The 24,366-nt window shown below is 63.4% G+C and carries 15 protein-coding genes and 1 pseudogene; 7 read left to right on the top strand and 9 right to left on the bottom strand.

Annotated features, from left to right (window positions below; all coding sequences use genetic code 11):
* Window positions 1–59: 59 nt before the first annotated feature.
* The 5 genes from EZV60_RS18310 to EZV60_RS18330 all read right to left on the bottom strand — a co-directional run bounded on the left by EZV60_RS18310 (window position 60) and on the right by EZV60_RS18330 (window position 3,316).
* Complete coding sequence (locus EZV60_RS18310; RefSeq protein WP_135507403.1) at window positions 60–1,076, bottom strand: C4-dicarboxylate TRAP transporter substrate-binding protein; 1,017 nt, start codon at window positions 1,074–1,076, stop codon at window positions 60–62.
* A 217-nt stretch (window positions 1,077–1,293) separates the two neighbouring features.
* Window positions 1,294–1,800, bottom strand: coding sequence for a peptide-methionine (S)-S-oxide reductase MsrA (msrA, locus tag EZV60_RS18315; protein WP_135507405.1), 507 nt, complete (start codon window positions 1,798–1,800; stop codon window positions 1,294–1,296).
* Window positions 1,797–2,240: a peptide-methionine (R)-S-oxide reductase MsrB gene (msrB, locus tag EZV60_RS18320; RefSeq protein WP_135507407.1), complete on the bottom strand. Its 444-nt coding sequence runs from the start codon at window positions 2,238–2,240 to the stop codon at window positions 1,797–1,799. The genes msrA and msrB overlap by 4 nt, the downstream gene beginning before the upstream one ends.
* A 112-nt stretch (window positions 2,241–2,352) precedes the next feature.
* Entirely contained in the window at window positions 2,353–3,057 is a 705-nt protein-coding gene (locus tag EZV60_RS18325) for a winged helix-turn-helix domain-containing protein (protein WP_135507409.1), read from the bottom strand.
* 16 nt (window positions 3,058–3,073) lie between these two features.
* Window positions 3,074–3,316, bottom strand: a complete 243-nt coding sequence (locus tag EZV60_RS18330) for a hypothetical protein (protein WP_135507410.1) — start codon at window positions 3,314–3,316, stop codon at window positions 3,074–3,076.
* Between the two features lie 94 nt (window positions 3,317–3,410).
* Here EZV60_RS18330 and EZV60_RS18335 point away from each other — a divergent pair, with 94 nt between their 5' ends.
* The 3 genes from EZV60_RS18335 (at window position 3,411) to EZV60_RS18345 (ending at window position 6,027) form a co-directional block, all read left to right on the top strand.
* Window positions 3,411–4,061: a hypothetical protein gene (locus EZV60_RS18335; RefSeq protein WP_135507412.1), complete on the top strand. Its 651-nt coding sequence runs from the start codon at window positions 3,411–3,413 to the stop codon at window positions 4,059–4,061.
* A 126-nt stretch (window positions 4,062–4,187) separates the two neighbouring features.
* Entirely contained in the window at window positions 4,188–4,820 is a 633-nt protein-coding gene (locus tag EZV60_RS18340; protein WP_135507432.1) for a ribonuclease HII, read from the top strand.
* 91 nt (window positions 4,821–4,911) lie between these two features.
* Complete coding sequence (locus tag EZV60_RS18345; protein WP_135507414.1) at window positions 4,912–6,027, top strand: site-specific DNA-methyltransferase; 1,116 nt, start codon at window positions 4,912–4,914, stop codon at window positions 6,025–6,027.
* Window positions 6,028–6,150: 123 nt separating this feature from the next.
* Here EZV60_RS18345 and EZV60_RS18350 read toward each other — a convergent pair whose 3' ends face one another.
* Both EZV60_RS18350 and EZV60_RS18355 read right to left on the bottom strand, forming a co-directional pair.
* A complete protein-coding gene (locus EZV60_RS18350; protein WP_135507416.1) occupies window positions 6,151–10,068 on the bottom strand; it encodes a glycosyltransferase family protein in 3,918 nt (1,305 codons plus the stop codon).
* A gap of 243 nt (window positions 10,069–10,311) precedes the next feature.
* A complete protein-coding gene (locus EZV60_RS18355; RefSeq protein WP_135507418.1) occupies window positions 10,312–12,822 on the bottom strand; it encodes a glycosyltransferase in 2,511 nt (836 codons plus the stop codon).
* A gap of 318 nt (window positions 12,823–13,140) precedes the next feature.
* Here EZV60_RS18355 and EZV60_RS18360 point away from each other — a divergent pair, with 318 nt between their 5' ends.
* The 4 genes and pseudogenes from EZV60_RS18360 (at window position 13,141) to EZV60_RS18375 (ending at window position 18,343) form a co-directional block, all read left to right on the top strand.
* Window positions 13,141–14,292, top strand: a complete 1,152-nt coding sequence (locus EZV60_RS18360; protein WP_135507420.1) for a KpsE/RkpR family capsule polysaccharide export protein — start codon at window positions 13,141–13,143, stop codon at window positions 14,290–14,292.
* A gap of 12 nt (window positions 14,293–14,304) precedes the next feature.
* A pseudogene (locus tag EZV60_RS19390) lies at window positions 14,305–14,940 on the top strand (ABC transporter ATP-binding protein); the annotation flags it as partial.
* A gap of 1,080 nt (window positions 14,941–16,020) precedes the next feature.
* On the top strand, window positions 16,021–16,815 hold the full coding sequence (locus tag EZV60_RS18370) for an ABC transporter permease (protein WP_135507424.1): 795 nt from the start codon (window positions 16,021–16,023) through the stop codon (window positions 16,813–16,815).
* A gap of 82 nt (window positions 16,816–16,897) precedes the next feature.
* Entirely contained in the window at window positions 16,898–18,343 is a 1,446-nt protein-coding gene (locus tag EZV60_RS18375; protein WP_135507434.1) for a mannose-1-phosphate guanylyltransferase/mannose-6-phosphate isomerase, read from the top strand.
* Window positions 18,344–18,380: 37 nt separating this feature from the next.
* Here EZV60_RS18375 and EZV60_RS18380 read toward each other — a convergent pair whose 3' ends face one another.
* Window positions 18,381–21,836 (bottom strand): calcium-binding protein, encoded by a 3,456-nt coding sequence (locus EZV60_RS18380; RefSeq protein WP_135507426.1) that lies wholly within the window; start codon window positions 21,834–21,836, stop codon window positions 18,381–18,383.
* Between the two features lie 147 nt (window positions 21,837–21,983).
* Complete coding sequence (locus tag EZV60_RS18385; RefSeq protein ID WP_135507428.1) at window positions 21,984–23,831, bottom strand: CAP domain-containing protein; 1,848 nt, start codon at window positions 23,829–23,831, stop codon at window positions 21,984–21,986.
* Window positions 23,832–24,366 lie beyond the last annotated feature (535 nt).

A 24,366-nucleotide genomic window follows, 5' to 3' on the forward strand; every position in this document is an offset into this window, starting at 1 on the left:
GTCCCCTCCCCAAGAAACGGACCGCCCGGCACAAGGCCGGGCGGCGTCTGTGTCGCGGCTTAGTTCGACGCGCGGAACTCTTCGAGCGTGGTCACCACGAGATCGTAAAGTTCCTGACCGGGAAGGCCCTGAGCCTCCATATCGGAGATCCAGGCTTCGCGGGCGGGCTCGGCGGCCTTGGCGCGGAATTCTTCTTTCACGCTGTCGTCAATCATGACCTTCTGTACGCCCTTCTCCTCAAGGACGCTGTCCCAACGCTGCAGCAGTTCCGCGTAATTGGCCAAGTAGTGATCGAGCGCCTCGGGTACCGAGCTGTCAAGCGCCGCGCGGTGTTCGTCAGAGAGCGACTCGTAGGCGTCGATATTCACCACAACCGGGCAATTCACCGTGCCGGGGTTAAGGTTCGCGGTCCACCAATCCGCCTGGTTGATCGTACCAAAGCTCAGATGCGCATGCTGCGCGAAGGCTACGGTATCGACCACGCCGGATTCCATCGCCTGGTAGGCTTCAGTCGCCGTCACGGACGTGGGTACAGCGCCTACGGCCTCGAACGCGGCGCCAAGCCCTCCCGTGGCGCGCACGCGCATTCCTTCGAATTCGGCGAGATCATCACGCGGCTCGCCGGTCCCGACGAGGTTGTATTGCGGCATAGGCGACGTCATCAAAAGCTTAGCATTCCACTGCGCCATCTCCTCGGCCGCGGCCGGGTGGTTGTAGACGGCGGTCGAGACCGCAAGCTCTTCTTCGAGGTTACTCACGCCGAGGAAAGGCAGTTCCAACACGGTGACGACACGGTTCTTGTCCGGGTGATATCCCGCGCAGAACTGCGCCATCTCAAACGCGCCGATGGAAATCCCGTCGAGGTTCTCGCGGTTTTTCGACAGGCCGCCATAGCTGATATTCATGGTGAATTCGCCGTTGGTCTTTTCGGACACAAGCTCGGCGAGTTTCTCGACATGTTCGGTGAAGGCGCGGCGTTTGCCCCAGAGGGACACGTTCCATTCGGTCGCAAGGGCCTCACCGGCGAAGGCAAAAGACAGCGCGGCGGTGACGCCGGCTCCGATCAGTTTCTGCATTGTTCTCTCTCCCTGAATTATCCGGGTGATATTAGGCAGGCAGGCGCGAGGTGCAACCGTGGATTTGCCGCGACGGTGAGGTCCGCGTCTGACGAGGACGTGCGGCATTTCCTTCATCTGGCCAGAAATACCTTAGCCGGTTCAGAGTATGGCACCCCCAGCCAAGCGACAGGCATGGCGCCGCCACGCCTGTGGATCACGCTTTATTATTAAAGGCTTACTCTGCCGCCTCCCGGCGCGGAAGCACCCAGTCCGGGCGCGGGAAATGACAGGTATAGCCGTTCGGAAACTTCTCCAGGTAATCCTGGTGTTCGGGTTCGGCCTCCCAGAAATCGCCCACCGGCTCGACCTCGGTCACGACCTTTCCGGGCCAAATACCCGAGGCATTCACGTCGGCGATGGTGTCCTCGGCCACGGTCTTTTGCTCGTCATTCACGTAGTAAATGGCGGAACGGTAGGACATACCCACGTCGTTGCCTTGACGGTTCTTCGTGGTGGGATCGTGGATCTGAAAAAAGAATTCCAGCAGTTTGCGATAGCTGATCTTCTCAGGATCATAAATGATTTCAATGCCTTCAGCGTGGGTGCCGTGATTGCGGTAGGTGGCGTTGGGGACATCTCCGCCGGTATAGCCCACCCGCGTTTTTTCGACGCCGGGCATTTTGCGGATCAGGTCCTGCATGCCCCAGAAGCAGCCTCCGGCCAGAACAGCGCGTTCGCTCATTGGATTTCCTCCACTTGATTCAAGTACTTACCGTAACCCTCGGCTTCCATGTCGTCGCGATGGATGAACCGTAAGGATGCGGAGTTGATGCAATAGCGCAGCCCGCCGCGGTCTCGGGGGCCGTCGGGAAAGACGTGGCCCAGATGGCTGTCGCCATGCGAACTGCGCACCTCGGTGCGGACCATGCCAAGAGAATCGTCGCGTAATTCCGAAACGTTAGCGGGCTCTATCGGCTTGGTGAAGCTGGGCCAGCCGCAGCCGGATTCGAACTTGTCGGAGGACGCGAAGAGCGGTTCACCCGATACGATGTCGACGTAAATCCCCGGTTCCTTGTGGTCGTTGTACTGGCCGGCGAAGGGCCGCTCGGTGCCGTTTTCCTGGGTGACCCGATATTCCTCGGGGCTGAGCTTTGCGATGGCCTCGTCGCTCTTTTTGTACATTTCGTACATCCTCCAAACAGGCATTTATCCAATTTGTACAAAATGTGGAGGCCCCGATCCATGTTGCAAGGGGCGGATCACCAACATGTCACCGCCCGGCAGGGACAGCCGGTCAGATGACCTTGATCACGTCCTTGTCGATGGCGAGCATATAGCCGCGCCGGGCGATGTTCTTGACGAGTAGTTCCGAGATCATCTGGTTGCCGAGCGTGTCGCGCAGACGCTTGATGCGGGTCGCGCCCGCGGCCTCTTCGCAATCTTCCGTACTGCGGCCCGAGATGACCGCCTCGATCTGCGCGCCGGTCAGCACGTCATCGTCCATCCGTGCCTCGGCCAGAACGGCGAGGGTTTCCATCGCGGCGTCAGTCAGCTTGAAGCCCATGTTGTTGAGATAGACGGTGCGTTCCTCGCGGCTGATGAGCAGCGAGCTGACCTGAATGCCCGAGCGCTCTATCTGCGCCATGCGGCGGTTGAGCGCGATCAGCATCACGAGAAAGACCAGCGCGGCGATCAGGAGAGCGGTGGCGAAGACCAGAAGCACGAAGATCACCATGCGGTAGCTGGCCAGCGTTTCGGAGAAGGCGGTGCCAGACAAGGCCAGAATCTCCAGGAGCTTGATTTCGGCATCCGAGGTCAGCAGGTCGTTCTCAACGAAGATCCGCTCGACCTTGGCGTTGAAGGCGTTGGCATCGGGCAGGGTGAGGAACAGGAACACCGCCGCGAGAGCGAGAATGGTCACGATGGCGATGACGCCGAAGAGAACGACCCGGTTGCCCGACTTGCGGGCATCGGCGGCGGAACTGAGGATCTCCTGCACGCGCGGTCCTTTCGCGTTACTTCTTTCTGACCGACAGCACCTTGAGCAGGGTCAGCCCGTCGCGCTGCAGCCGCTTTTGCAGCCGTGCCGTGGCATCGGCCACGGTACAGTCGCCGCCGACCTGCGCCACCTCGTAGAACAGCTCCAGCGGATTGTCGCGCTTGGCCTTGTATTCGACAACACAGGCCGCCTGCGCCGCGACGGCGGAGGCGAAGATCAGCCCGAGGGCCAGCGAGGAGAGGCGTGTCATGCGTTTCATGGCTCAACCATGCGCCAAGCGCCCCCGCTATACAATAACCGTGCGATGCCGAGGACTTGGCGGAGCCTTGCTATCCGATAACAGGGCGGCGTTATTGCCTGTCTTCCGCGATCTGGACGAGGCTGAGGACATCGCCTTTCGCAGTCGCCCGACGACCGCCGCAGAGGCAGACGCGAAACGCCTGAAAGGACATGACATGACGCATCGCACCTTTATCTCGATCATCCTCGCCGCCGCGCTGGCCGTGACGGGCATGAGTGCCGCGCCGGCCCGCGCCGACAACAAAGACGTGGCCAAGTGGATCGCGGGGGCCGTTGCGCTTGGGGTCATTGGCGCGGCCATCGCCGAGGACCGCAAACGCGACCGCCGCCGCAACGAGGCTGTCGCCCGGCAGCGCACGCAATGGCCCTATTACAATCAGTACGGCACCCCGACACGGCGCTATGACGACGACCGGCGCCACCACGGGCACCACAAGAACAAGGGCCGCCACGGACACGACCGGCATGACGGATACCGGCGCGACGCGCGCCTTTTCCTGCCGGATGCCTGCCGGGTTCAGATCCCGACGCGCAATGGCACCGTGCGCGGCTATGGGCGGCGCTGCCTGATCAACTCTTACCCCCATTTCAATGCGCTGCCGCATCAATGCGCCCGGCGTGTGCATGGCGACCGTGGCCGCGTGGTTTATGGCGGGCGATGCCTGCGGCAGAACGGCTATCGCACGGCTTTCGACCACAAGTGATCCCGGCGGGGATCGAGCAGGCGGAAGGGAGGGGTTTCGGCCCCTCCCTTTTGTCTTTGGCGAGCAGCGGTGGGCCCGGTCTGCCGCGGCTTTTGCATTTCCGGGCAGGCCGTGCTTTTTGGGGGCATGGAGGCACCGCATTTCCAGTTTGAAACGGACGCGCAGGCCCGGGGGTACGGGCGGATCGCGGGGGTCGACGAGGTCGGGCGTGGCCCGCTAGCCGGGCCGGTCACGGCGGCGGCGGTGATCCTTGACCCCGCGCGCATCCCCGCGGGCCTGAACGATTCCAAGAAGCTGACGGCGCGGCGGCGTGCGGCGCTGCACGACGAGATATGCGCGGTGGCGGAGGTAAGCGTGGCGCATGCCAGCGTCGAGGAGATCGACGCCATCAACATCCTGCGCGCCGCCCATCTGGCGATGGAGCGCGCGGTGGCCGGACTGTCGCGGCCCGCCGATTTGGCGCTGATCGACGGCAACATGATCCCCCGCGCGCTGAGCTGTCCCGGACAGGCGATCGTGAAGGGAGACGCGGTCAGCCTGTCGATTTCGGCGGCCTCAATTGTGGCCAAAACAAGGCGTGATCGCATCATGTGGGATTTGGCGCAACACTACCCCGGCTATGGCTGGGAGACGAATGCGGGATATGGCTCCAAAAGCCACATGGCGGCGCTTCAAAATCTCGGTGTGACCCCACACCATAGACGTAGTTTCAAACCGGTCCACAATATCTTGTATCAAGAAAAATCTATAAACACCTGATTCAAAAAAGAAATTGACGGCGAATCAGCTTTGACTCATCTTCGAGACCAACAACCAGAGCGCACAAAGAGGCGCCGGGACAGAGGCAGACATGACGAAGATGACCAAGCTGAAGAGCGCGGATGCGCTCCCTTTGAACACGATTCTGGACGGCGATTGCATCGAGGTGATGAATGGATTGCCGGCGGCCTCTGTCGATCTGATTTTCGCGGATCCGCCCTATAACCTGCAGCTGCGCGGCGATCTGCATCGCCCGGACAACAGCCAGGTGGACGCGGTCGATGATGCGTGGGACCAGTTCGCCAGTTTCGAGGCCTATGACCGGTTCACGCGCGAGTGGCTTGCGGCCGCGCGGCGGCTTTTGAAGCCCAACGGCGCGATCTGGGTGATCGGGTCTTATCACAACATCTTTCGCGTCGGTGCCGCACTTCAGGATGCGGGGTTCTGGGTTCTCAATGATGTGGTGTGGCGCAAGTCGAACCCGATGCCGAATTTCCGGGGCAAGCGGCTGACCAACGCGCATGAGACGCTGATCTGGGCCAGCCGGGACGAGGGCGCGAAATACACGTTTAACTACGAGGCGCTGAAGGCGTTGAACGAGGGCATCCAGATGCGCAGCGACTGGGTGCTGCCGATCTGCACCGGGCATGAGCGGCTGAAGGATGAGAACGGCGACAAGGCCCATCCGACGCAGAAGCCCGAGAGCCTGCTGCACCGGGTTCTGCTGGGCACGACCAATCCGGGCGACGTGGTGCTGGACCCGTTCTTTGGCACGGGCACGACGGGGGCCGTAGCCAAGATGCTGGGCCGCGATTTCATCGGGATCGAGCGGGAAGAATCGTATCGCCTCGTGGCCGAAAAGCGGCTGCGGAATGTGCGGCGCTTTGACAAGGCGGCGCTGGAGGTTTCGGCCAGCAAGCGCGCCGAGCCGCGCATCCCCTTCGGGCAGCTGATCGAGCGGGGCATGCTGCGCCCGGGTGAGGAACTGCACAGCCTGAACGGCCGGCACAAGGCCAAGCTACGCGCGGATGGCACGCTGGTGGGCGACGACGTGAAAGGGTCGATCCATCAGGTCGGCGCGGCGCTGGAAGGCGCGCCCAGCTGCAACGGCTGGACCTATTGGTGCATCCGCCGCGAGGGCAAGCAGGTGCCCATCGATGTGTTCCGCCAGCAGATCCGCGCGGAAATGGCGAAGCGGCCCAACTGAGACAACAACCAAGAACACCGCCGGTGCCTGTGGCCTGACGCATGGCACTTACCTCGACTGCCCCCGTCCTTCGTGGCGGGGGTTTTTTTCATGCTGTCCTGTTGGTGCGTGCCCTGCGGAAAATTATTCCGCGGCGGTCGCGAGCGGGTGCATCGCGCGGTCCATGGCCTTGGTCACATAGGCGCCCAGAACCTCGGCGCGGGCGTCGAAGGAATGATTTTCGCGCACCCAAGCCACGCGTTTCATCCGCTCGCGGCGCGAGGGCACCTTGAGCGACTTGAGGATCTTGCCCAGTTCATCGCGGGTGCGGAACACCTTGTAGCCGCCCGGCAGGATATCCTCGATCCCGGTCACGTCGTCCACGATCAGCTGCCCGCCGCAGGCCAGCACGTCGAAGGCGCGGTTCGAAAGAAACCCTTCGCGCTTCATGTCGTCCCAGTGATCGCACAGGACGGCGGTGCTGCGCTCGTAATAGCTGGACAGCACCTCGTTGGGGATGTGCGTGCCGCGCAGGCGCTGGTCGGTCAGGAACTGTTCCCACCCGCCGCCGTAGACGTCGATATCCGCTTCGAGCTCCACGCTCCATTTGACCACGGTGCGGAAGATGCCGCGCGAGTTGCCGACGAAGAGCGGCTTGCCGGCCTCTCCGGCCACCTCGGTGTCATCGGTCGGCTGGAACCGGTCGATATCGGTGCATTGCAGCAGCACCTCGACCGGGACGTCGAGGCTTTCGCGCAGGCGCTCGGCATAGGGAATCGAGGCGACATAGATCTGGTCGTAGGGTTCGAGTTCGGACAGCGGGATATCGCGCGGATGGCTGATGAGCCAGAGGATGTTGATCTGGTTCGGTTGCGGTTTGTAGCCCGAAAGGCCGCGCAGGACGATCACCACATCATCGGCCTCGGCAGTGCCGCGGTTCCAGCCTTCGAGACAGTCGACGGTGACGATGAATCCCTGCTTGCGCAGGCTCTTGGCCAGCGATTCCGCGAAATGGTAATCGCCCCAGTTCATCCGTTCGTTGAAGCGGGCCGAAATCTTGATGGCGATCCGGATCGGCAGATCCTGTGTGGTCAGCGCCGCGTGCACGGTTTCGGCGCGGTTGTCATAGGTGTGCTTTGTGCGCACGATCTCGCGCAGTTCGGCGACGCGGGCCTCGCGTTCTTCTTCGTGCGACAGCCAGTATTGCAGTGTCCGGGTGAGAGAGGGCGCATCGGAAAAGGTTGGCACAAGGTCACCGAAGAGTTCCTGCACGCCGAGATCGCCATTGGTCACCAGAAGGCAGCCCGCCGCCATGGCATCGAACACGCGGCTGTTGCAGCTGCCCCAGTCGCGGGTGGCGACATTGGCGTCGTCGATGGCGATCTTGGTCGAGGCGTAGACATTGACGATGTCGCTATAGGCGACGGGGCCGCGCGAAATGCTGGCCAGCGACGTGTCTTCCCAGTTGGCGCCGTAGATCGCGCCGGTACCGTCGATGGCCTCGGGCACGAGGAATTGCTCGATCGCGCGGGGCGTTCCGACCCAGTTGCCGGTCAGGCAGTAATCGCAGGCCAGTGCCTCTGTCCATTCGCCCTTGGTCGCGAACTCGTCGTAATTGGTGGCGATGGGAAGAACGGCCACGTCGCGCCCGGTCTTGCCGGCAAGGTAATCCGCCGCCCGCTGCGAGGACGCGAAGAGCAGATCGTAGGACATCAGGCTGGGGTCTTCGCCCCAGCGGTCGAACCATTGCCGCATCCAGTTGATGGTGACGAGGAACGGGCTTGCCTTGCGCACCTTGGAGAGGTGGAAGCCGTAGACCATGACGACGAGGATATCGACGCCCGACAGATCGTACCAATCGTCCTTGGTCAGAAAGCGCAGATGCACCGGCACGATTTTTTGCAGGGCGCGGCCCAGTTCGAGCGCGGTGAAATACTCGCCCGCGGTCGTCGTGTCGCCGGCATCGGCCACGATGAAGGCCACGACCGGGCGCGCGCCGGTCCAGTAGCTGCGCCGCGTGACCGCGTCCCGGCGGACCTGCCGGCGCAGGAGCGGGCCCCATGTTTTGTTGAACTGGCGGTTGTTGTTGCGCTGGCGAACCGCGACGTTCTTTTCCTTGCCGCGGCTGAAGCCGCGGTGGTGCACGATATCGAGACCGTTGTCACAGATCACCGACCGGCCCAGGCCATGCCAGACCTTGCAGCACAGGTCGATATCTTCGAGCCCGTAGATATAGCTTTCATCGAAGCCGCCCAGCGCGTCGAAATCGGCCTTACGCATGGCCATGAACGCACCGGTGACGGCCGGCAGGTCCACCAGCGTCCCGGGCTGGTCCGCCGTTTCATCGCAAAGCCGCGCCTCATAGGGGCGAAACCAGCGCTGCGGCGGGGTGGTGGGGTTGAAATAGACACCAAGATGCTGCAGCGGCGCGGCGTTCGCGTCGGCCAGGTCGGGGTCGAAATAGTCATAAAGGCTTGACCCGACGAGACCGTTCTGGGGATTGGCCAGGTGCTGTTGCAGGCGGCGGCGGAACGGGGCGCGAAAGATCAGGTCGTTATTGGCGAAGATCAGGGTGTCGTGGCTGGCCTCGCGCGCGCCGTAATTGTTGGAGTCGCTGAAGCTGAAATTGCCGTTGCGCCACAGGAAGCGGATCCGGTGGCCCTGTTCTGCCATGTACTCGCAGACCGCGCGCGAGTCGTCCGTCGAGTTGTGGTCGACGATCAGCCACTCGATGAGCGACAGGTCCTCGACCGTCGCGGCAGAGGTGAACATGTCTTCGAGCAGCGACGCGCAGTTCCTATTGAGCACGATCACCGACACCGGCGCGTCGGTCTTGGGCTCGGGGCCTGTATCGGCCGGACGGGGCACGATGGTCTGGCTGGGCACCACCACCTTGCCGATGGGCGCGATCTGCTGGGATGACAGGCGGATGCGGTTCTTGCCCACAAGCGGGGCCACGGACACCGTCACCCCGTCGCTGACCGCAAGGTTAGCGGGCAACTCAAAACGGAAGCCGGCGAAACCCGCACCGCCGTGCAGCTCTGCCACGTCTTGGCGCGGCAGGCTGGTGACGGTATGGCAAAGCGGTTCGCCATCAACCGAGAGCACCAGGTTGACCGGGGCGTCGGGTTCTTCGGCGCAGATCGCCCAGCCCACCGCCTCGGTCGGCATGACGCGTTCAAGCTTGCCCAGAACGGTGGAGTCGGGCAGCACGGACGGCAGAGGCGACGCGGCGCCGGTCTCTTCCTCCTCCGCCGGGTCCTGATCCATGGGCACGGCAAGGGCGGTGCCGGTTTCGACAAGGACAAGGCGCAAGTCGGGCGGCGACACCGTCAAAGGGACGAAGCAGCTTAGTTCGAACTTGTATGCGCCCTCGGGAACCGCCTCTTGGAGGTCTTCGGGAATGGGGCGGCGGGCCAGCACCGAATCCATCACCTTGCCGTCCATCTCGAGCGCGACCCGCGTGGGCAGGCTTCGGGTGGCTTCGTCGAGGGCCCAACCCTGCACCTGCAGGCTGCGGTTCTCGAACCGGATGTCGAGCAGGCCGAGGAATTCGGGACGCTGCCAGGAGAGTGTCGGGCAGACGATCTCTACCGGCGCATCGGGACAGTGCATTTGGATGCCGAGGAAAAGCTCGGCCTCCATCGGCATTTTCTTGACGTCGATGGTGACAGAGATCGTCTCGCCGGGCTTGTAGCCGGCGAGCGCCTCTTCGTTGAGGATGGTCTGGAACAGACGATACCGCGCGCCCTTGCGCGAGAGCAGGGAGATCCATTCCACCCGCGCGCCATTGGGCGCGAACATCGGCATCTCGAAGGTGACCGCCTGACGTGACTTGAAGTCGAGATAGCGCAGATCGCCCGCCAGTACGGCGCAATCCCACAGCACCCGGCAATAGCCGTCATGCTCGTACGGCTCGACCGTCACGGTCGGGGTATCGGACCCGGTCGTGGCAGTGGCTTCGATCTCGCGCCCGCGGAAGGCGAGAAAGGCGGTATCCAACAGCACCGGCGTTACAGGGATCATGGACTCGCCGGACTCGGAAAAAGAGGTGTCATCCATGCGTTCAAACCAATCGCAATATCGATTTTAGCTTTTGATCGCGCTTATTCCATATGCCCGGTATCAAAGCAAGCAACGGTGTTTTTGGAGATATCCAGTTGTTTTAAATTAATATTATTCGTTGTCTGCAAAGAATTTGGTCAAAGAAAAAACGCGGCGCCGCGCCTTTGGCGGCTTCGCGCGGGGCGCAAAAGGTCGCAGGTGCCGACAGGGCGGAAACAGATCTTTCGTTGTTCTGGCCGTTTAGCCCCTAGGTTGCACCGCCTTCACGGCGAACGCCGATAGAATGTGCGCGGCGAGGGCGGGTTCATCGGCGTCGGGCGTGTAGGGCAGGCATACTCCGTTCTTCGCGGCCCGCACCGCGTCGCCCTGCGCACCGAGCCCGAACGCCATCACCGGCAACCCGGTTTGCAGCGCCTCATGGGTGGTGAAGGAAAAAGTTTCGGGCCAGAGCGAGGGGATCAGCCAATGCGTGATCCCGTAGTGCCGTATCAGCGCGGGGATGTCCGCAGGTTCATAGCGCCCGTGCACGCGGCAGCTCTTTGGCAGGGCGAAGGCCGGGTCGATATCACCGATGAGGACCATGGCGCCGCCCCGTTCGGCCTCGGTCATCTCTGCGAGGACCTGAACCAGCCGCGCGCCTTTGTGGGGTGCGATATTGCCAAGGATTGCCAGAACAGGCGGGCGCGTGTCCGCTGGCGGGGCCACCGCGCCGTAGGACACGGCGGGCCGGTGCGGTGTCACCTCGATCCGGTCGGCGAGGTCGGGCCAGACCTTGGCCACGATGCCGGCGCTGGAGGCGCTGAAGACCCGGATCGCGGCGGCGTCGCGCAAGAGCGCGCCCCAGCGATCCTGCCACGTCGCCAGATCGATCCTTTGCCCGTCGGGCCGCAGCGTCGCGAAGGCGTCGGCGGTTCCGGGCGGCAGGGCGGCCAGCCTGTCGGGGGTGATCGGCCCGTGATAGCGCCCTTGTCCGTCGAGCAGCGTCATTGAAGGCGCCAGCGGCAGGAAATCGTGGAAAAGCACCTCGATCCGGTCTTCCGGGCCGCGTGCGAGGCCGCGCAGGACGTCCGGCAGGGTGACCGGATCGGAGTCGCCCACCCCGCAGGAATAGACAATTCGGCGCTGCCCGATCGGGTCAAGCAGCGCCTCGACAAGGTCAAGATCGTCGGTCCATCCGGCGGTGACGCCGCCCGCACTCCAGACTTCGAGCTGCCACCGCGCGGGGCCGCCGACCCGCAGCACGACGGAGGGCCGGTCGCCAGCCGCCAGATCCTCGGCGATACGCGCGCGAAGCCAGTGTTCGGCCCCACCCCCGAGAGCATGGGCGAGATAGATGGGCACCTGCGCGCCGGGCCGCACGCTGCCCGCCCAGGCCAGCGCCAGCGCAACGCGTGGCCCGCGCATCGGGTCGACGGTCAGGAAATCCTGCACCTCGGCATCGTAGCCCGGATAGCGCCGCGACACGATCTCGCCGTTGCGCGCCAGCAGTGCCGCCTTCTTGTCCGTGCCGAAGCTTGCGCCGCCGCGATGTTCGACGAAAAGCGCCGCCGAGCCGAGATGCCGCCCGCCCATCGCGCGTACCTTCTGGCACCAGTCGACCTCTTCGCCGTAGCCCTGTCCGAACGCCGTGTCGAACCAGGGCACCCGCGCGAGAAACGCCGCCGAGAGCGCCATGCAGAACCCCACCCCGGTCGGGGCCGGCACGAGAGCGGTCGCCGGGTCGAGCCGTGCGGCGGTCCGGTCGATCGCATCGGCCTGCTTCGGGCGCAAATCCTGCCGTGCGCAGATTGACGGCACCGTGAAGATCTCGGCGTCATTCGACATGGGCGTGACGCTGGCCACGTCCGGATCGGCAAGCAGCGGCGCGACCAGCCGGCTGGCCCAACCCGGCGGCACCAGCGCATCGGTATTGAGCAGGATGACCGGGCGGTCGCGGAGCGCGGGATCGGCGCGCAAGGTGTCGAAGGCGGCGTTCACGCTGACAATGAAGCCTTGATTGGTGTCGTGTTCGATCACCGTGACCTGCCCCGCCGGGCGCGTGGCGGCCCAGTTGCGCAGCATCGGTCTGACACCCGGGTCGGTCGAGCCGTCCTCGACGGCGATGAGACGCCAGTCGAGATCGGTATGCCGGGCGATCCGGTCGAGACACTCGCGCGTCAACTCTGCTGCGTTGTAGACCGGCAGCACCAGCACGACCGGCGACGGCGCGGCGGCCTGTTTCGTCGGCGTCGGGGGTGCGGCGAACAACGTGGCCGGGATCGGCCCGGCAGGCACCTCTCCGGCGGTGAGCCGAAGCCGGGTCTTGATCCGCGCCTTGCTGTCGGGATCCCGCCGGATCAGCCAGCGGCAGAGAAGCGGCAGGAGCAGAACCACACGCCAGCAGAACTCGGCGGTGTAGTAGGCGCGCTGCCAGCGCAGCCCGGACAGGCGAAGCGGAACCTCCGGGCCGTCCTCGTAGCGCAGGACCGGGGCCGGCCCCGCCGCGAGGTCGGAAGCGGGCCAGGGTGTTTCGAAGTGAAAGGCGGTTTCGGCGGCGGGCAAATGCCGCTTCAGCGCGATGCGCCCGGCCTGCAGATGCAGCCGGCCCGGCCCGGCATGGCCCGACACCGTCAGCCTTTGCCCGGCCCAGGCGATCGCGTCGATCCGCCCGACAGTCCGGCCTTCGGCATCCCGGATCAGACCCGGCTGCCCGGTCAGGTGCAGAGCCTGATTGAGATACCTTTGACGCAGGCCCAGAAACCGGCGCAGCATCAGGTCCGATCCTGTCGCGGGTCAGCGGCGGTGACTGTCATGAATATTCTTTCGGCAGTGGTCTTCGTCTGACCCGGTGTACAGCCGACCGGCCCGCGCCGCCAGACGCCGCAAGGCATGGTATGCCGCGTAATGCCCAAAAGGCACCGCCGGCGCGCCGGGCCGTTGAGCGTGCCCTTCAGAATTGCTACATGCGGGTGCAAAGGCCTGTATATCCTTGTTTTCGGGCCACGATTAGACCAGCTTATCGGCAGCAGGGCCATCACCTGCCGTATTTTGGACGCCACATCCCTCGACCTGAAAGGTGCACAACGCCCCATGACCGAAATCAATGCAGGTCTCGCGACCGTTTCGAGCGCGCGCTTCAAGCTGCGGCATTGGCTTGTGGTGATCAGCTTTGTCGCGCTTGTGGTGGTCCCGTCGCTGACGGGCTGGTGGTACCTGTGGGCGCGGGCGTCGGACCGGTATGAATCGACCGTGGGCTTTTCGGTGCGCACCGAGGAGCTGGGATCGGCGCTTGAGATGCTGGGCGGGATCGCCGAGATGTCGGGATCGTCGAGTTCGGATACCGAGATCCTGTACAATTTCATCCAGAGCCAGGAACTGGTGCGCGAGATCGACGAGCGGATTGACCTGCGCGGGATCTGGGCCAAGGGCGATCCGGAGAAAGACCCGATCTTCGCCTATGATCCGCCCGGCACGATCGAGGACCTGGTGGCCTATTGGCGGCGGATGGTGAATGTCTATGACGCCGACGCAGGTCTACTGGAGCTATACGTTCAGGCCTTCACGCCGGAGGACGCGCAATTGATCGCGCAGGAGATCTATGGCGAGAGCACGGAGATGATCAACCGGCTTTCGGCCATCGCGCGCCAGGACGCCACCAGCTATGCCCGCGAGGAACTGGATCAGGCCGAGGAACGGCTGAGCCGCGCCCGGCGCGAGCTGACGCAGTTCCGCAACCAGTCGCAGATCGTCGATCCCTCGGCCTCGGTCCAGAGCCAGATGGGTCTTTTGTCGTCTCTGCAGCTGCAGCTGGCCGAAACGCTGATCGATCTGGACATCATCAAGGCGACCGCGAGTTCCAACGACCCGCGGCTGGCGCAGCTGGAGCGGCGCGTGGCGGTGATCGAAAGCCGGATCGAAGCGGAACGCAACAAGCTGGGCATCAGCAGCGTGGACAATGCCGCCAACGACGCCTTTGCCGACCTTGTCGGCGAGTTCGAACGGTTGTCGGCGGAACGCGACTTTGCCCAGGAATCCTATACCGCCGCGCGCGCCGCCTATGAGGCGGCGATCGCAGAGGCGCGGCGGCAGAGCCGCTATCTGGCCGCGCATGTGCGCCCGACGCTAGCCGAGGCGCCGACCCATCCGCAGCGCTACACGCTTCTGGCGTTGACCATGCTTTTCGCGTTTCTCAGCTGGGCCATCCTGGTGCTGGCCGGATATGCCTTGCGCGACCGCAGCTAACGGGGACGGGCGATGATCGTTCTGCGCAACCTGACCAAGGTCTTTCGCCTTTACGGGCGCAGGAAAGTGGTGGCCGACAACATCAATGCGACCTTCCCCTCGGGGCTTTCCGTGGGGCTTCTGGGACGCAACGGCGCGGGCAAGTCGACCCTGCTCAAGCTGATCGCGGGCACCACCCATCCGACATCGGGTCAGGTGCTGTCCAGCGGCACGATCTCTTTCCCGGTGGGGCTGGCCAGCGCACTGCACCCGGACCTCACCGGCGCGCAGAACACGCGGTTCGTGGCGCGGATCTATGGGGCCGATACCGACGCGCTGATGGCCTATGTCGAAGAATTCGCCGAGCTGAACGAGCATTTCCACCTGCCGGTGCGGTCCTATTCGTCGGGGATGCGCGGGCGGTTGTCCTTCGGGATCAACATGGGTCTGAAATTCGACACCTACCTTGTCGATGAGATCACCGCCGTGGGCGATGCCTCTTTCCGCAAGAAAAGCCGCGACGTGTTTCTGGACCGGATGAAGGATTCCGGCGCGATCTTCGTGAGCCATTCGATGGGCCAGATCCGCGAGATGTGCACGGCCGGGGTCTATCTCGATCGCGGCAAGCTTGAATATTTCGACGATGTCGAAGACGCGATCGAACGCTACATGGCCAGTCTCGACGACAGCGGCACTCACCTGATGCCCGGGCAGACCGAAAGCGTGGAGCGCATCAAGTTTCCCTACGATTGCCAAATGCTTTTCGGTCTAGGGCTTTCGCAGACCCGGTTCGACTGGCTGAGCGATTGCCTTCGCCGCCATCGGGCCTGTCATTTCGCCAAGACGCGCGAGGTGCATTATTTCGACACGCGCGCCGGGCTTTTGCCGGTGATCGCCGAGCGGCGGCTGAAGACCGCGCAGCAACTGGCGACGCGCATGCAGGACGAAGAAGGCGAAACGCGCCGCAACACCCTGCGTCTGCTGGGCGAGGTGAGCGAACTGGCGGCGATCCACACCGCACCGATGGAGGGCCAAGACCGTCACAAGGCGTATCTCGATTACATCCTGGCCGGGCGAAAGACGCAGCCGGTGGTCTGCGATTTCACACCGAGCTACAGCCTTCTGGATGCTGACACGCTGCGCGAGATGTCGATGGTCGGGCGGGCGCGGTTCACCTGCGTACTGCGCGACCCGGCGCGACGGATCTGGGCGCAAATCTGGGATCGCCTGCCGGGAAGAAACCGCACTGAGGCGGCGGCCCTGAAAGCCGCCGAGGCCCTCATTGCCGAGCCGGAGCAGCACGCGGAGGAATTCCGCGAGGCAGATTACGCCCGACTTTTCGATGCCATCGACGAGGCTGTCGCACCCGAGCGGATCGTGTGGCTTTTCCACGAAGAGCTGACCGATCGCGAGTCGCTGCGCGACCTCTGCGATTTCCTCGATATTCCCAACGTGCCCACCATCAACCTGCCGCCCCTGCCCGATGCGCACGAGCCGGAGATCCCGCCGCAGATCGAGGCAACGTTCCGGGATCTTCTGGCCCCGCAATACGAGGCCGCCTACGCGAAGTTCGGCGCCCGCCTGCCAGACGCCTGGGCCCCTCCCGAACGGCGGGCGGCATGAGCATCCGGCGCGGAACCGCCCCGGCCAGACAGGCCTGTCGCGCCCGACCCGGCTGTGCGATGATCAAAGGCAGGCGGATCATCCAAAGAGGCGGACGGGGGCCCTGACGTGAGCCAAAGGAGCCGCATGGCCAATCTTCAAGTCAAGTCGCCCCGCCCGCGCTTTGTGAGCCTGCGCACGGTCATGGCGCTGATCCTGCGCGAGATGACCGCCACCTATGGCCGGTCTCCGGGCGGATATGTCTGGGCCATTCTTGAACCGGCGCTTGGCATCGCGCTTTTGTCCGCCGTCTTCGCCGTGGGCTTTCGCACACCGCCTCTCGGTTGGAATTTCGCCATTTTCTTCGCCTCGGGTATGATGCCGTTCCTGGCTTTCAACACGATCTCGTCGAAGGTGGCGCAGGCGATGCTTTATTCGCGCCCGCTGCTCTCCTATCCGCGCGTGACCTATGTCGACGCGATCCTGGCACGCACGATCCTGGCAACGCTGACGCAGCTACTGGTGGGGTTCCTGATCCTTTACGGAATCACCGCGATCTGGGACACGCGCACTGTTTTCCAGATCGACCGGGCGCTTCTGTCCTACACGATGACGGTCTGCCTGGGTTTGTCGGTGGGGCTGGTGAATTGCTTCATGATGACAATGTTCCCGATTTACCAGCAGATCTGGTCCATCGCCACGCGGCCGCTGTTTCTCGTGTCCGGCATCATCATCCTGCTGGAGCCGATCCCGGAACCCTATTACTCGATCCTGTGGTACAATCCGCTGATGCATGTGACCGGCGAGATGCGCGGTGCCTTCTACCTGCAATACGAGGCGAAATACGTCTCGCCCGCCTATGTCTTCGGGTTTTGCCTTGTGACCGGTCTTCTGGGCATGCTGTTGCTGCACAGATACCATCGCGATATGCTTGAGCGCTGACGGCCTGGCCCGCCGGTAAAGCGGCTTGCCGGAAGGCAAAAGCGCCTGTAGCCAGAAAGAAAACGCTGTGGAAAGGGTCGAGATGGTTCAGGTGACGCCCGTATTGCTGTGCGGAGGGTCGGGCACCCGGTTGTGGCCGCTGTCGCGCAAGAGCTTTCCCAAGCAGTTCACCGCGATCCAGCAGGACGAAACCCTGTTCCAGGCCTCGGCCCTGCGGCTGCACGGTCAGACGGGCGATGCGGTCTTTGCGCCGCCTCTGATCGTCACGGCCAGCGATTTCCGCTTTATCGTCACCGAACAGCTAACCGCCGTGGGGATCGATCCGGGCGCTATCCTGATCGAACCGGAAGGGCGCAATACGGCGCCGGCGGTTCTGGCCGCCGCGCTGCACGCGCAGGCCGAAGACCCAGACGCGATCCTGCTGGTGGCGCCCAGCGATCATGTCATTCCCGAAACGACCGCGTTTCGTGCCGCGGTGGACCGCGGGCTGGAAGCAGTGGCGGCGGGACGCATCGTGACCTTCGGGATCACGCCGGACCGGGCCGAGACCGGCTATGGCTATCTGGAACTGGCCGAGGCCCCCGACGGGAGCGGCCGCCCTGCCGCGCTGTCGCGCTTTGTCGAGAAGCCGGACGTCGCGACGGCGCAACGCATGATCGAGGCCGGCAATTTCCTTTGGAACGCGGGGATCTTCATGTTCGCCGCGAAGGACATCCTGACCGCCTACGACACACATGCCCCGACGCTTGTGCCGCCGGTGCGTGCCGCGGTGCAAGAGGCGCGCAGCGATCTGGGTTTCCTGCGGCTTGACCCGGAGGCCTGGTCACGGGTGGAGGATATCTCGGTCGATTACGCGGTGATGGAAAAGGCGCCCAACCTCTCCGCCGTCCCCTTTGGCGGAGCCTGGTCGGATCTGGGCAGCTGGACGGCGGTGCATCGAGAAAGCCCGCGCGACGACGCCGGCGTGGCGGTCTCTGAACATGCGCATGCCATCGACTGCACCGAGACGCTGTTGCGCTGTGAAAGCGCGGAGATGGAACTGGTCGGTATCGGGCTGAAGAGTATCGTGGCGGTGGTCACGTCCGACGCGGTGCTGGTGGCCGACGCGGACCGCACGCAGGACGTCAAGGCCGCCGTCAGCCTGCTGAAAGAGCGCGGCCTGCGCCAGGCCGAGGCCTTTGCGATGGATCACCGTCCCTGGGGCCATTTCGAGACGCTGGCGCTGGCCGACCGGTTCCAGGTCAAGCGCATCGTCGTCAAACCCGGGGCGGCGCTGTCGCTGCAAAGCCATGTGCACCGGGCGGAACACTGGGTCGTCGTGTCGGGTACGGCGCGCGTAACGGTGGGCGAGACCGTGACGCTCTTGTCCGAGAACCAGTCGGTTTACGTGCCGCTGGGCGAGAAGCACCGGCTGGAAAACCCCGGCAAGGTGCCGATGATCCTGATCGAAGTGCAGACCGGCAGCTACCTAGGCGAAGACGACATCATTCGATACGAGGACGTCTACGCCAGAGAGGCCCAGCCCTGAGCGACCGCCCGGACCATCAGGCCCGGGCGCCGCATCCTCAGAAGATTTCGATATCCGCCGCGGTCACCGTGGCGTTCTGCTCGAAGGTGGCGATGAGTTCCTGCGCGCCGGCACCGGAGCCGTCGGCATCGAACCAGAGCTGCCCCGAGGCCTGATCGAAGATGAACCGGTCGGACGCATCCGCCGCCGCGGTGCCCGCCACGAAATCCGCGGCCGAGAGCACGCCCGCCGCCATCCCGCCGAAGACCGTGCCTTTCATGAGCAGGCGGTCGCCTTCATTCGCCTCGTTGGTGTTGAAATCGATGATCCGGTCGACGTTATCTGGGCCAATCGCACGGTCGAAGACGAAGGTGTCGGCACCGCGCTGACCCTTCAGCGTGTCGCGCCCTTCCCGGCCCACGATGGTATTCGAGAACGGCGTGCCGACGATCGTGTTGTCGAGCCCGTTGCCGATTCCGTTGAAGATCGCAGGGCTGCCATCCTTGGTGCGCACGGTCTGCATGAAGAGCTGTTCGACATGCGCGGCCAGTGCGTAGGACTGGTAGGCCAGCACCACGTCGTTGCCCTCGCCGAACTCCTCGACGATCACATCGCCGGGGGTGCGCAGGATGTAGCGGTCGTCGCCAAGCCCGCCGACCATCGTGTCATTGTTCTTGCCACCGTCGATGACGTTGTCGGCGTCGTTGCCGGTGATCCGGTTCTGCAACCCGTTGCCCGCGCCAAGCCGCGCCGTGCCGGTCAGTTCCAGGTCCTCGATATGCTTGCGTCCCATGCGGAAATCGACCTCGGACACGACGGTGTCGTGACCCGCCCACTTGCGGCTTTCCGCCACCCGGTCGCCGGCGTCGTCCACATAGATCCGGTCCGACCCCGGCCCGCCAATCAGGAGGTCCGCGCCCGCCCCGCCGTCGATCGTGTCATCGCCCAGGAAACCGTTGATCGTGTCGATGCCGTTGCGTCCTTCCAGACGCTCATCCGTGGCAGCCCCGAGAATGTTGTCGTTGCCGTTCGCCCCGCGCAGCCATTCGAAATTTGAGAACATGTCGGTGAAGGTGCCGCCCGCCGACAGTACCCCGTTCGCAACGCCGGACTGGGCATTGAGCACGACCGACTCGACCGTCGGGCGGTCATAGCGCAGGCGGTCGAAGCCAAGGCCGCCCTCGAGCATGTTGTCACCGCCAAAGTAGCGGTAGGATTCATCGGCCGCGGACCCGGTGAACATGTCGTTGAAACTCGAACCCTGGACCTCCCACAGGGTGCCGGCGCCGCCGATGGTTTCGGGATTCCCGAAGCCATCATTGGCGATCTGACCGGTGGCGAGATTGATATTCACGCCTTGCGTGGCATCCCGATAATCCATCCGTACAAGGCCCGTGCCGTTGATCGTGAAGCTGTCGACCCCGTCGCCGGGCCGGATGCTCAGCCACTGTTCGCCGTGGGGCGCGACGTTGAAGCTGTCATTGCCGGGAGAGCCGGTGATGCCAAGGCCGCCCAAAACCCAGCCCGAGAGAAGCGGGTTGATGACATCTAGCAGCGTGTCGGTGCCGTCGGCCCCGCCCGGACCCTTCTGGATCGAGCCCGTGTTGGCGCTGCCGTTCACGGAGACGGAGACGCCGTCGAAGGCGGAGTAGTTGAGGGTGACGAAACCGCTATCGCCGATCCCGCCCATGTCGATCGTATCGTTTCCAGTCGTACCATTGACGAAGTCGCCATTCGGGGTGGCGTCGCCGGTCACGATCAAGTCGTCCCCCGGGCTGCCGTTGAGAAAATCATCGCCATCGGTGCCCGGAACCACATTGGCCGGGGTGCCGGTGGCGAGCGCGGCCACGTCGGTTGCGGTCAGCCCGGCGAAGAAGACGGTGTTGCCCGATCCGAAATTGACTTGCGCACCACCGGCGACGTTGGACGCGTTGTTGAGAGCGGTATTCACGGCGGTCTCACCGAGACCGGCGATCTGCACCTCAATCTGGTCGAGGCCCGTGGTGAAGCCGTTGATCTGTGTCGCTCCGGTCTGAATGATGTGCAGGTCGCTGCCGCCGCCGCCGTCAAGCGTGTCGTTGCCGCCGCCGCCGGCCAGCGTATCGTTGCCGTTGCGGCCCTGAAGCAGGTTGTTCGCACTATCGCCGGCGATTGAATCGTTCCCGTTAGAGCCGCGCAACCATTCAAAGCCAGAGATGCCGTCGGTGAAGGTCCCGCCGGCGGAAAGCACACCGTTTACTACACCGGTCTGGGCGTTGATCACAACCGACTCGACAGTGCCGCGGTCATAGCGCAGGCGGTCGAACCCAGGGCCGCCGTTCAATGTGTTGTTGCCGCCCCAGTAGCGATAGGATTCATCGGCCGCAGAACCGGTAAAGGTGTCGTTGAAGCCGGATCCCTGCACTTCCCACAGAGAGCCGGTGCCGCCGATGGTCTCGGCGTTGCCGAAGCCGTCATTGGCGATCTGACCGGTGGCGAGATTGATGCCGATACCCTGCGTGGCGTCCCGGAAATCCATCCGGACCTGACCCGTGCCGTTGATCGTGAAGCTGTCGATGCCGGCGCCGCCGCGCACGTCCATCCACTGCTGTCCCTGCGGCGCAAGGTTGAAAACATCATTGCCACTGGTGCCGCGCACGCTCAGCCCGCCAGTGGTCCAGCCCGCGAAAAGCGGGTTATCGACCTGGATGAGCGTATCAGTGCCCGCTGCGCCCTTAATTACCGAGCCGGTATTCGCACCGCCGTCGATATTGACGGTGATGCTGTTGCCGGTGCCATTGAGGAAGCTGTAGTCAAGACTGACAAATCCGGTGACCACATCGCCAAAATCGACTTGGTCGTTGCCGGTTCCAGTCTGTAAGAAATCACCAACGCTGCCATCATTATCGCCGGGATTGAGCAGGTCGTCGCCGGGGCCGCCATTGAGCAGGTCGTTGCCTTCCTCGCCCCGAAGCGTGTCGTTGCCGATGCCGCCGGCCAGGCTGTCATCGCCAGGCGTGCCTACCATCAGATCGTTTTCGGTCGTTTGCACGTTGAGGAAAGACGAGAACGGGATGTCCTGGCCGGGCGCAAACGGGCCGAACGAGATCCCGCCGACATCAGTGATGGAGTTGTCGATCGCCTCGACCTCTGCGGCCGAGGTGGGAAGCGTCAACGGATCGCCACCGATCTGGAAAATCAGTTCCACATTTCCGAAGATCGGATCGTTTTCCGTCTCGAACACGAGGAGGATATGCGTGCCCTGTGGCGTGGTGATAAAACCGAGGCTGCTGATCGCCGCGTCAGGAAGCGCCAGGCCGTTCGAGCCGTTGAACCCGTCCACGGTCACACTGACTGCGCCAGGTGCCTCGATATCAACTTCGGGCAGCGAGTCGGTCAGAGTATTCACGATCGAATAATTGATGTTCCCAAACCCGTCCTCAAACGCAACATTGAACGTCACTTGCTGAAAATTCGTTACATTGTCTGCCGCATCGCGGGAGAAGGAAAAGCCGGTAAGGGAATAGGTCGTCATACAGTACTCCGTCGTGTTGGGTCTTCGGTTATTCTTTGGCGTTTTCTAGGAAAAATCGCCGAGGGCGGTCACCCGAAAAATTTCGGGAAACCGGAATTTCATGCCCCCACGGCCATAAAGTCACACTTTGCGCGCGCGGCGCAGTGCTCAGAAGATCTCGATATCCGCGGCTGTCACGTTGGCGTTGAGCTCAAACGTGGCGATCAACTCTTGCGCTCCGGCGCCCGAGCCGTCGGCGTCGAACCAGAGCTGCCCCGAGGCCTGGTCGAAGATGAACCGGTCATTGGCGTCTGCTGCGGCGGTGCCTTGCGCAAACTGTCCCGCTGCCAGAACACCCGCCGCCATGTTTCCGAATTCCGAGCCTTTCATCAAAAGCTTGTCGCCCTCATTCGCCTCGTTGGTGTTGAAATCGATGATCCGGTCGACGTTATCCGGGCCGATCGCGCGATCAAAGACGAAGGTATCCGCGCCCGCTTGACCCTTGAGCGTATCCTTTCCTTCCCGGCCCACGATGGTGTTAGCGAAAGGCGTGCCGACGATGGTGTTGTCGAGCGCATTGCCGATCCCGTTGAAAATGGCTGGATCACCACCCTTGGTATAGACGGTCTGAATGAACAGGTTTTCCACGTTTGCCTCGAGCGCATAGCTGCGATAGGCGAGCACCACATCGACGCCTTCGCCGGCTTGTTCGACCACCGTGTCGCCCGGCGCGCGCACCAGATACCGGTCATCGCCAAGACCGCCCACAAGCGTGTCGTTGTTCTTGCCGCCGTCGAGGATGTTGTCGCCGTCATTGCCGGTGATGCGGTTCGTCAGGCCGTTGCCCGCGCCCACCCGGGCCGTGCCGGTCAGTTCCAGATCCTCGATATGGCTGCGGCCCATGCGGAAATCGACCGAGGAGATGACCGTGTCGTGACCCGCCCAACGGTTGCTTTCGGCCACGCGGTCGCCCGCGTCGTCGACGAAAAACAGGTCAGAGCCCGGTCCGCCGTTCATGGTGTCGGCACCGATGCCGCCGTCGATCGTGTCGTCCCCGCCAAGCCCCGCGAGCGTATCGTTCCCGGCGGTACCGCGGAGAAAATCGGGGCCGAGAGTCGGACTAGCTGCGACCTCTATAGCCCAGTCGGCGAGCGCGTCGAGCTTGACATTCTGGTCGCCCAGAACCGTTTCGAACGTGATCTCGCCGGTCAGGCCGTCGCCAGAGAAGGTTACAGTATAGGCGCCGCTGGGCACCTCGATCTGGTAGCCGCCCGTCGACCAGCTTGTGGTCTGGAACTGGCCGGCATCGCCCGTCAGCGTCACGCTGACATTACCCAGACCTTCACCGCCATCATAGGCGTTATCGCCGTCGCGATCGTCATAGACGACGCCCAGAACCTGGGGCGCGTAGCCGTACCGAGCGCCCAAGTGCTGCGTGACCACCAGGGGGCCGACATCGGTAAGAGGGTCGGTTTCCTCGAGCATCGAGATGCCGACCTCTTGATAGATACTGTTCATGATCGTGTTTCTGTGACCCGGGGGGGTCTGGATGCCCGTGCTCGAAAATCCCCAGTCGATCACAAAGCCGGCATGGCCATGCAAAGGATCCTCCGTGAACGCAAAGATATTTTCGGCGACGCGCTGGATCCGTTCGTAGCCGGCATCGATGAACCGTTGCAGCAAGTCAGCCTCGTTCGGCAGATTATGCGACTGCATGTCATGAAAAATCATGAGCTGGCTGTGTGTGTCGCTCGATTGCGCAAGGCTGTCGTTCCAGGCGACCGGCGCAGCCGGGGTCAGCGCGTCGAATTGGGATTTCAGCAGGGCCATATCGACATTGAAAAAGCGCAGCGCTGCGGAGATTTCCGGAGTCACAGCGGTCTTGGTTTCCGCATCAGTGATCAGGCGATCGAATTCGCGTTCTGGCTCAAGCCGAATCCGATTAATCAACTCCAGCATGACCTGCTCGTCGACAGTCGGAAAATGTGTGATGCTCGCACTTGCCGTTTGTGGCATTTTTTTGTCCTTACCTTCGTCCTTTGAAGTCCGAAAAGACCGGTTCTGTCTTCACGGAGCAGGGATCTTCCGACGCTACACACGCTTCTTGGCAACAAGAAGGCCCGAATTCCAAACTTTGAAGGCTGTGGTTGCGCATGTCCGGAAGATAACCTTACCGGCGTAGATGACGTCCCCACCCGTGCGCCGTCAACGGCGCGCCAGATGCACAACCGGTACAAGCAAAGGATTGCCGGGACCCCGGCGGTCTTTCGCAACGCCTAGCCGGGCTGCCAGATGCATCCGGAGAGGGTGGACGATCGGCCCTAGGTATCTGCCTTAGCTGCCGCAGGGCGGCACGGCGCGAAGCGCCGCCTCCAGCGTCACCGATGAAATATTGACCCGGGCCCACGAGATGCCATGACGCACATCAGGCCCGGGCGCCGCATCCTCAGAAGATCTCGATATCCGCCGCGGTGACGTTCGCGTTCAGCTCGAAGGTGGCCACGAGTTCCTGCGCGCCGGCGCCGGCGCCGTCGGCGTCGAACCAGAGCCG

This window comes from Roseovarius aestuariivivens, assembly GCF_004761875.1.
Lineage (GTDB): Bacteria > Pseudomonadota > Alphaproteobacteria > Rhodobacterales > Rhodobacteraceae > Roseovarius > Roseovarius aestuariivivens.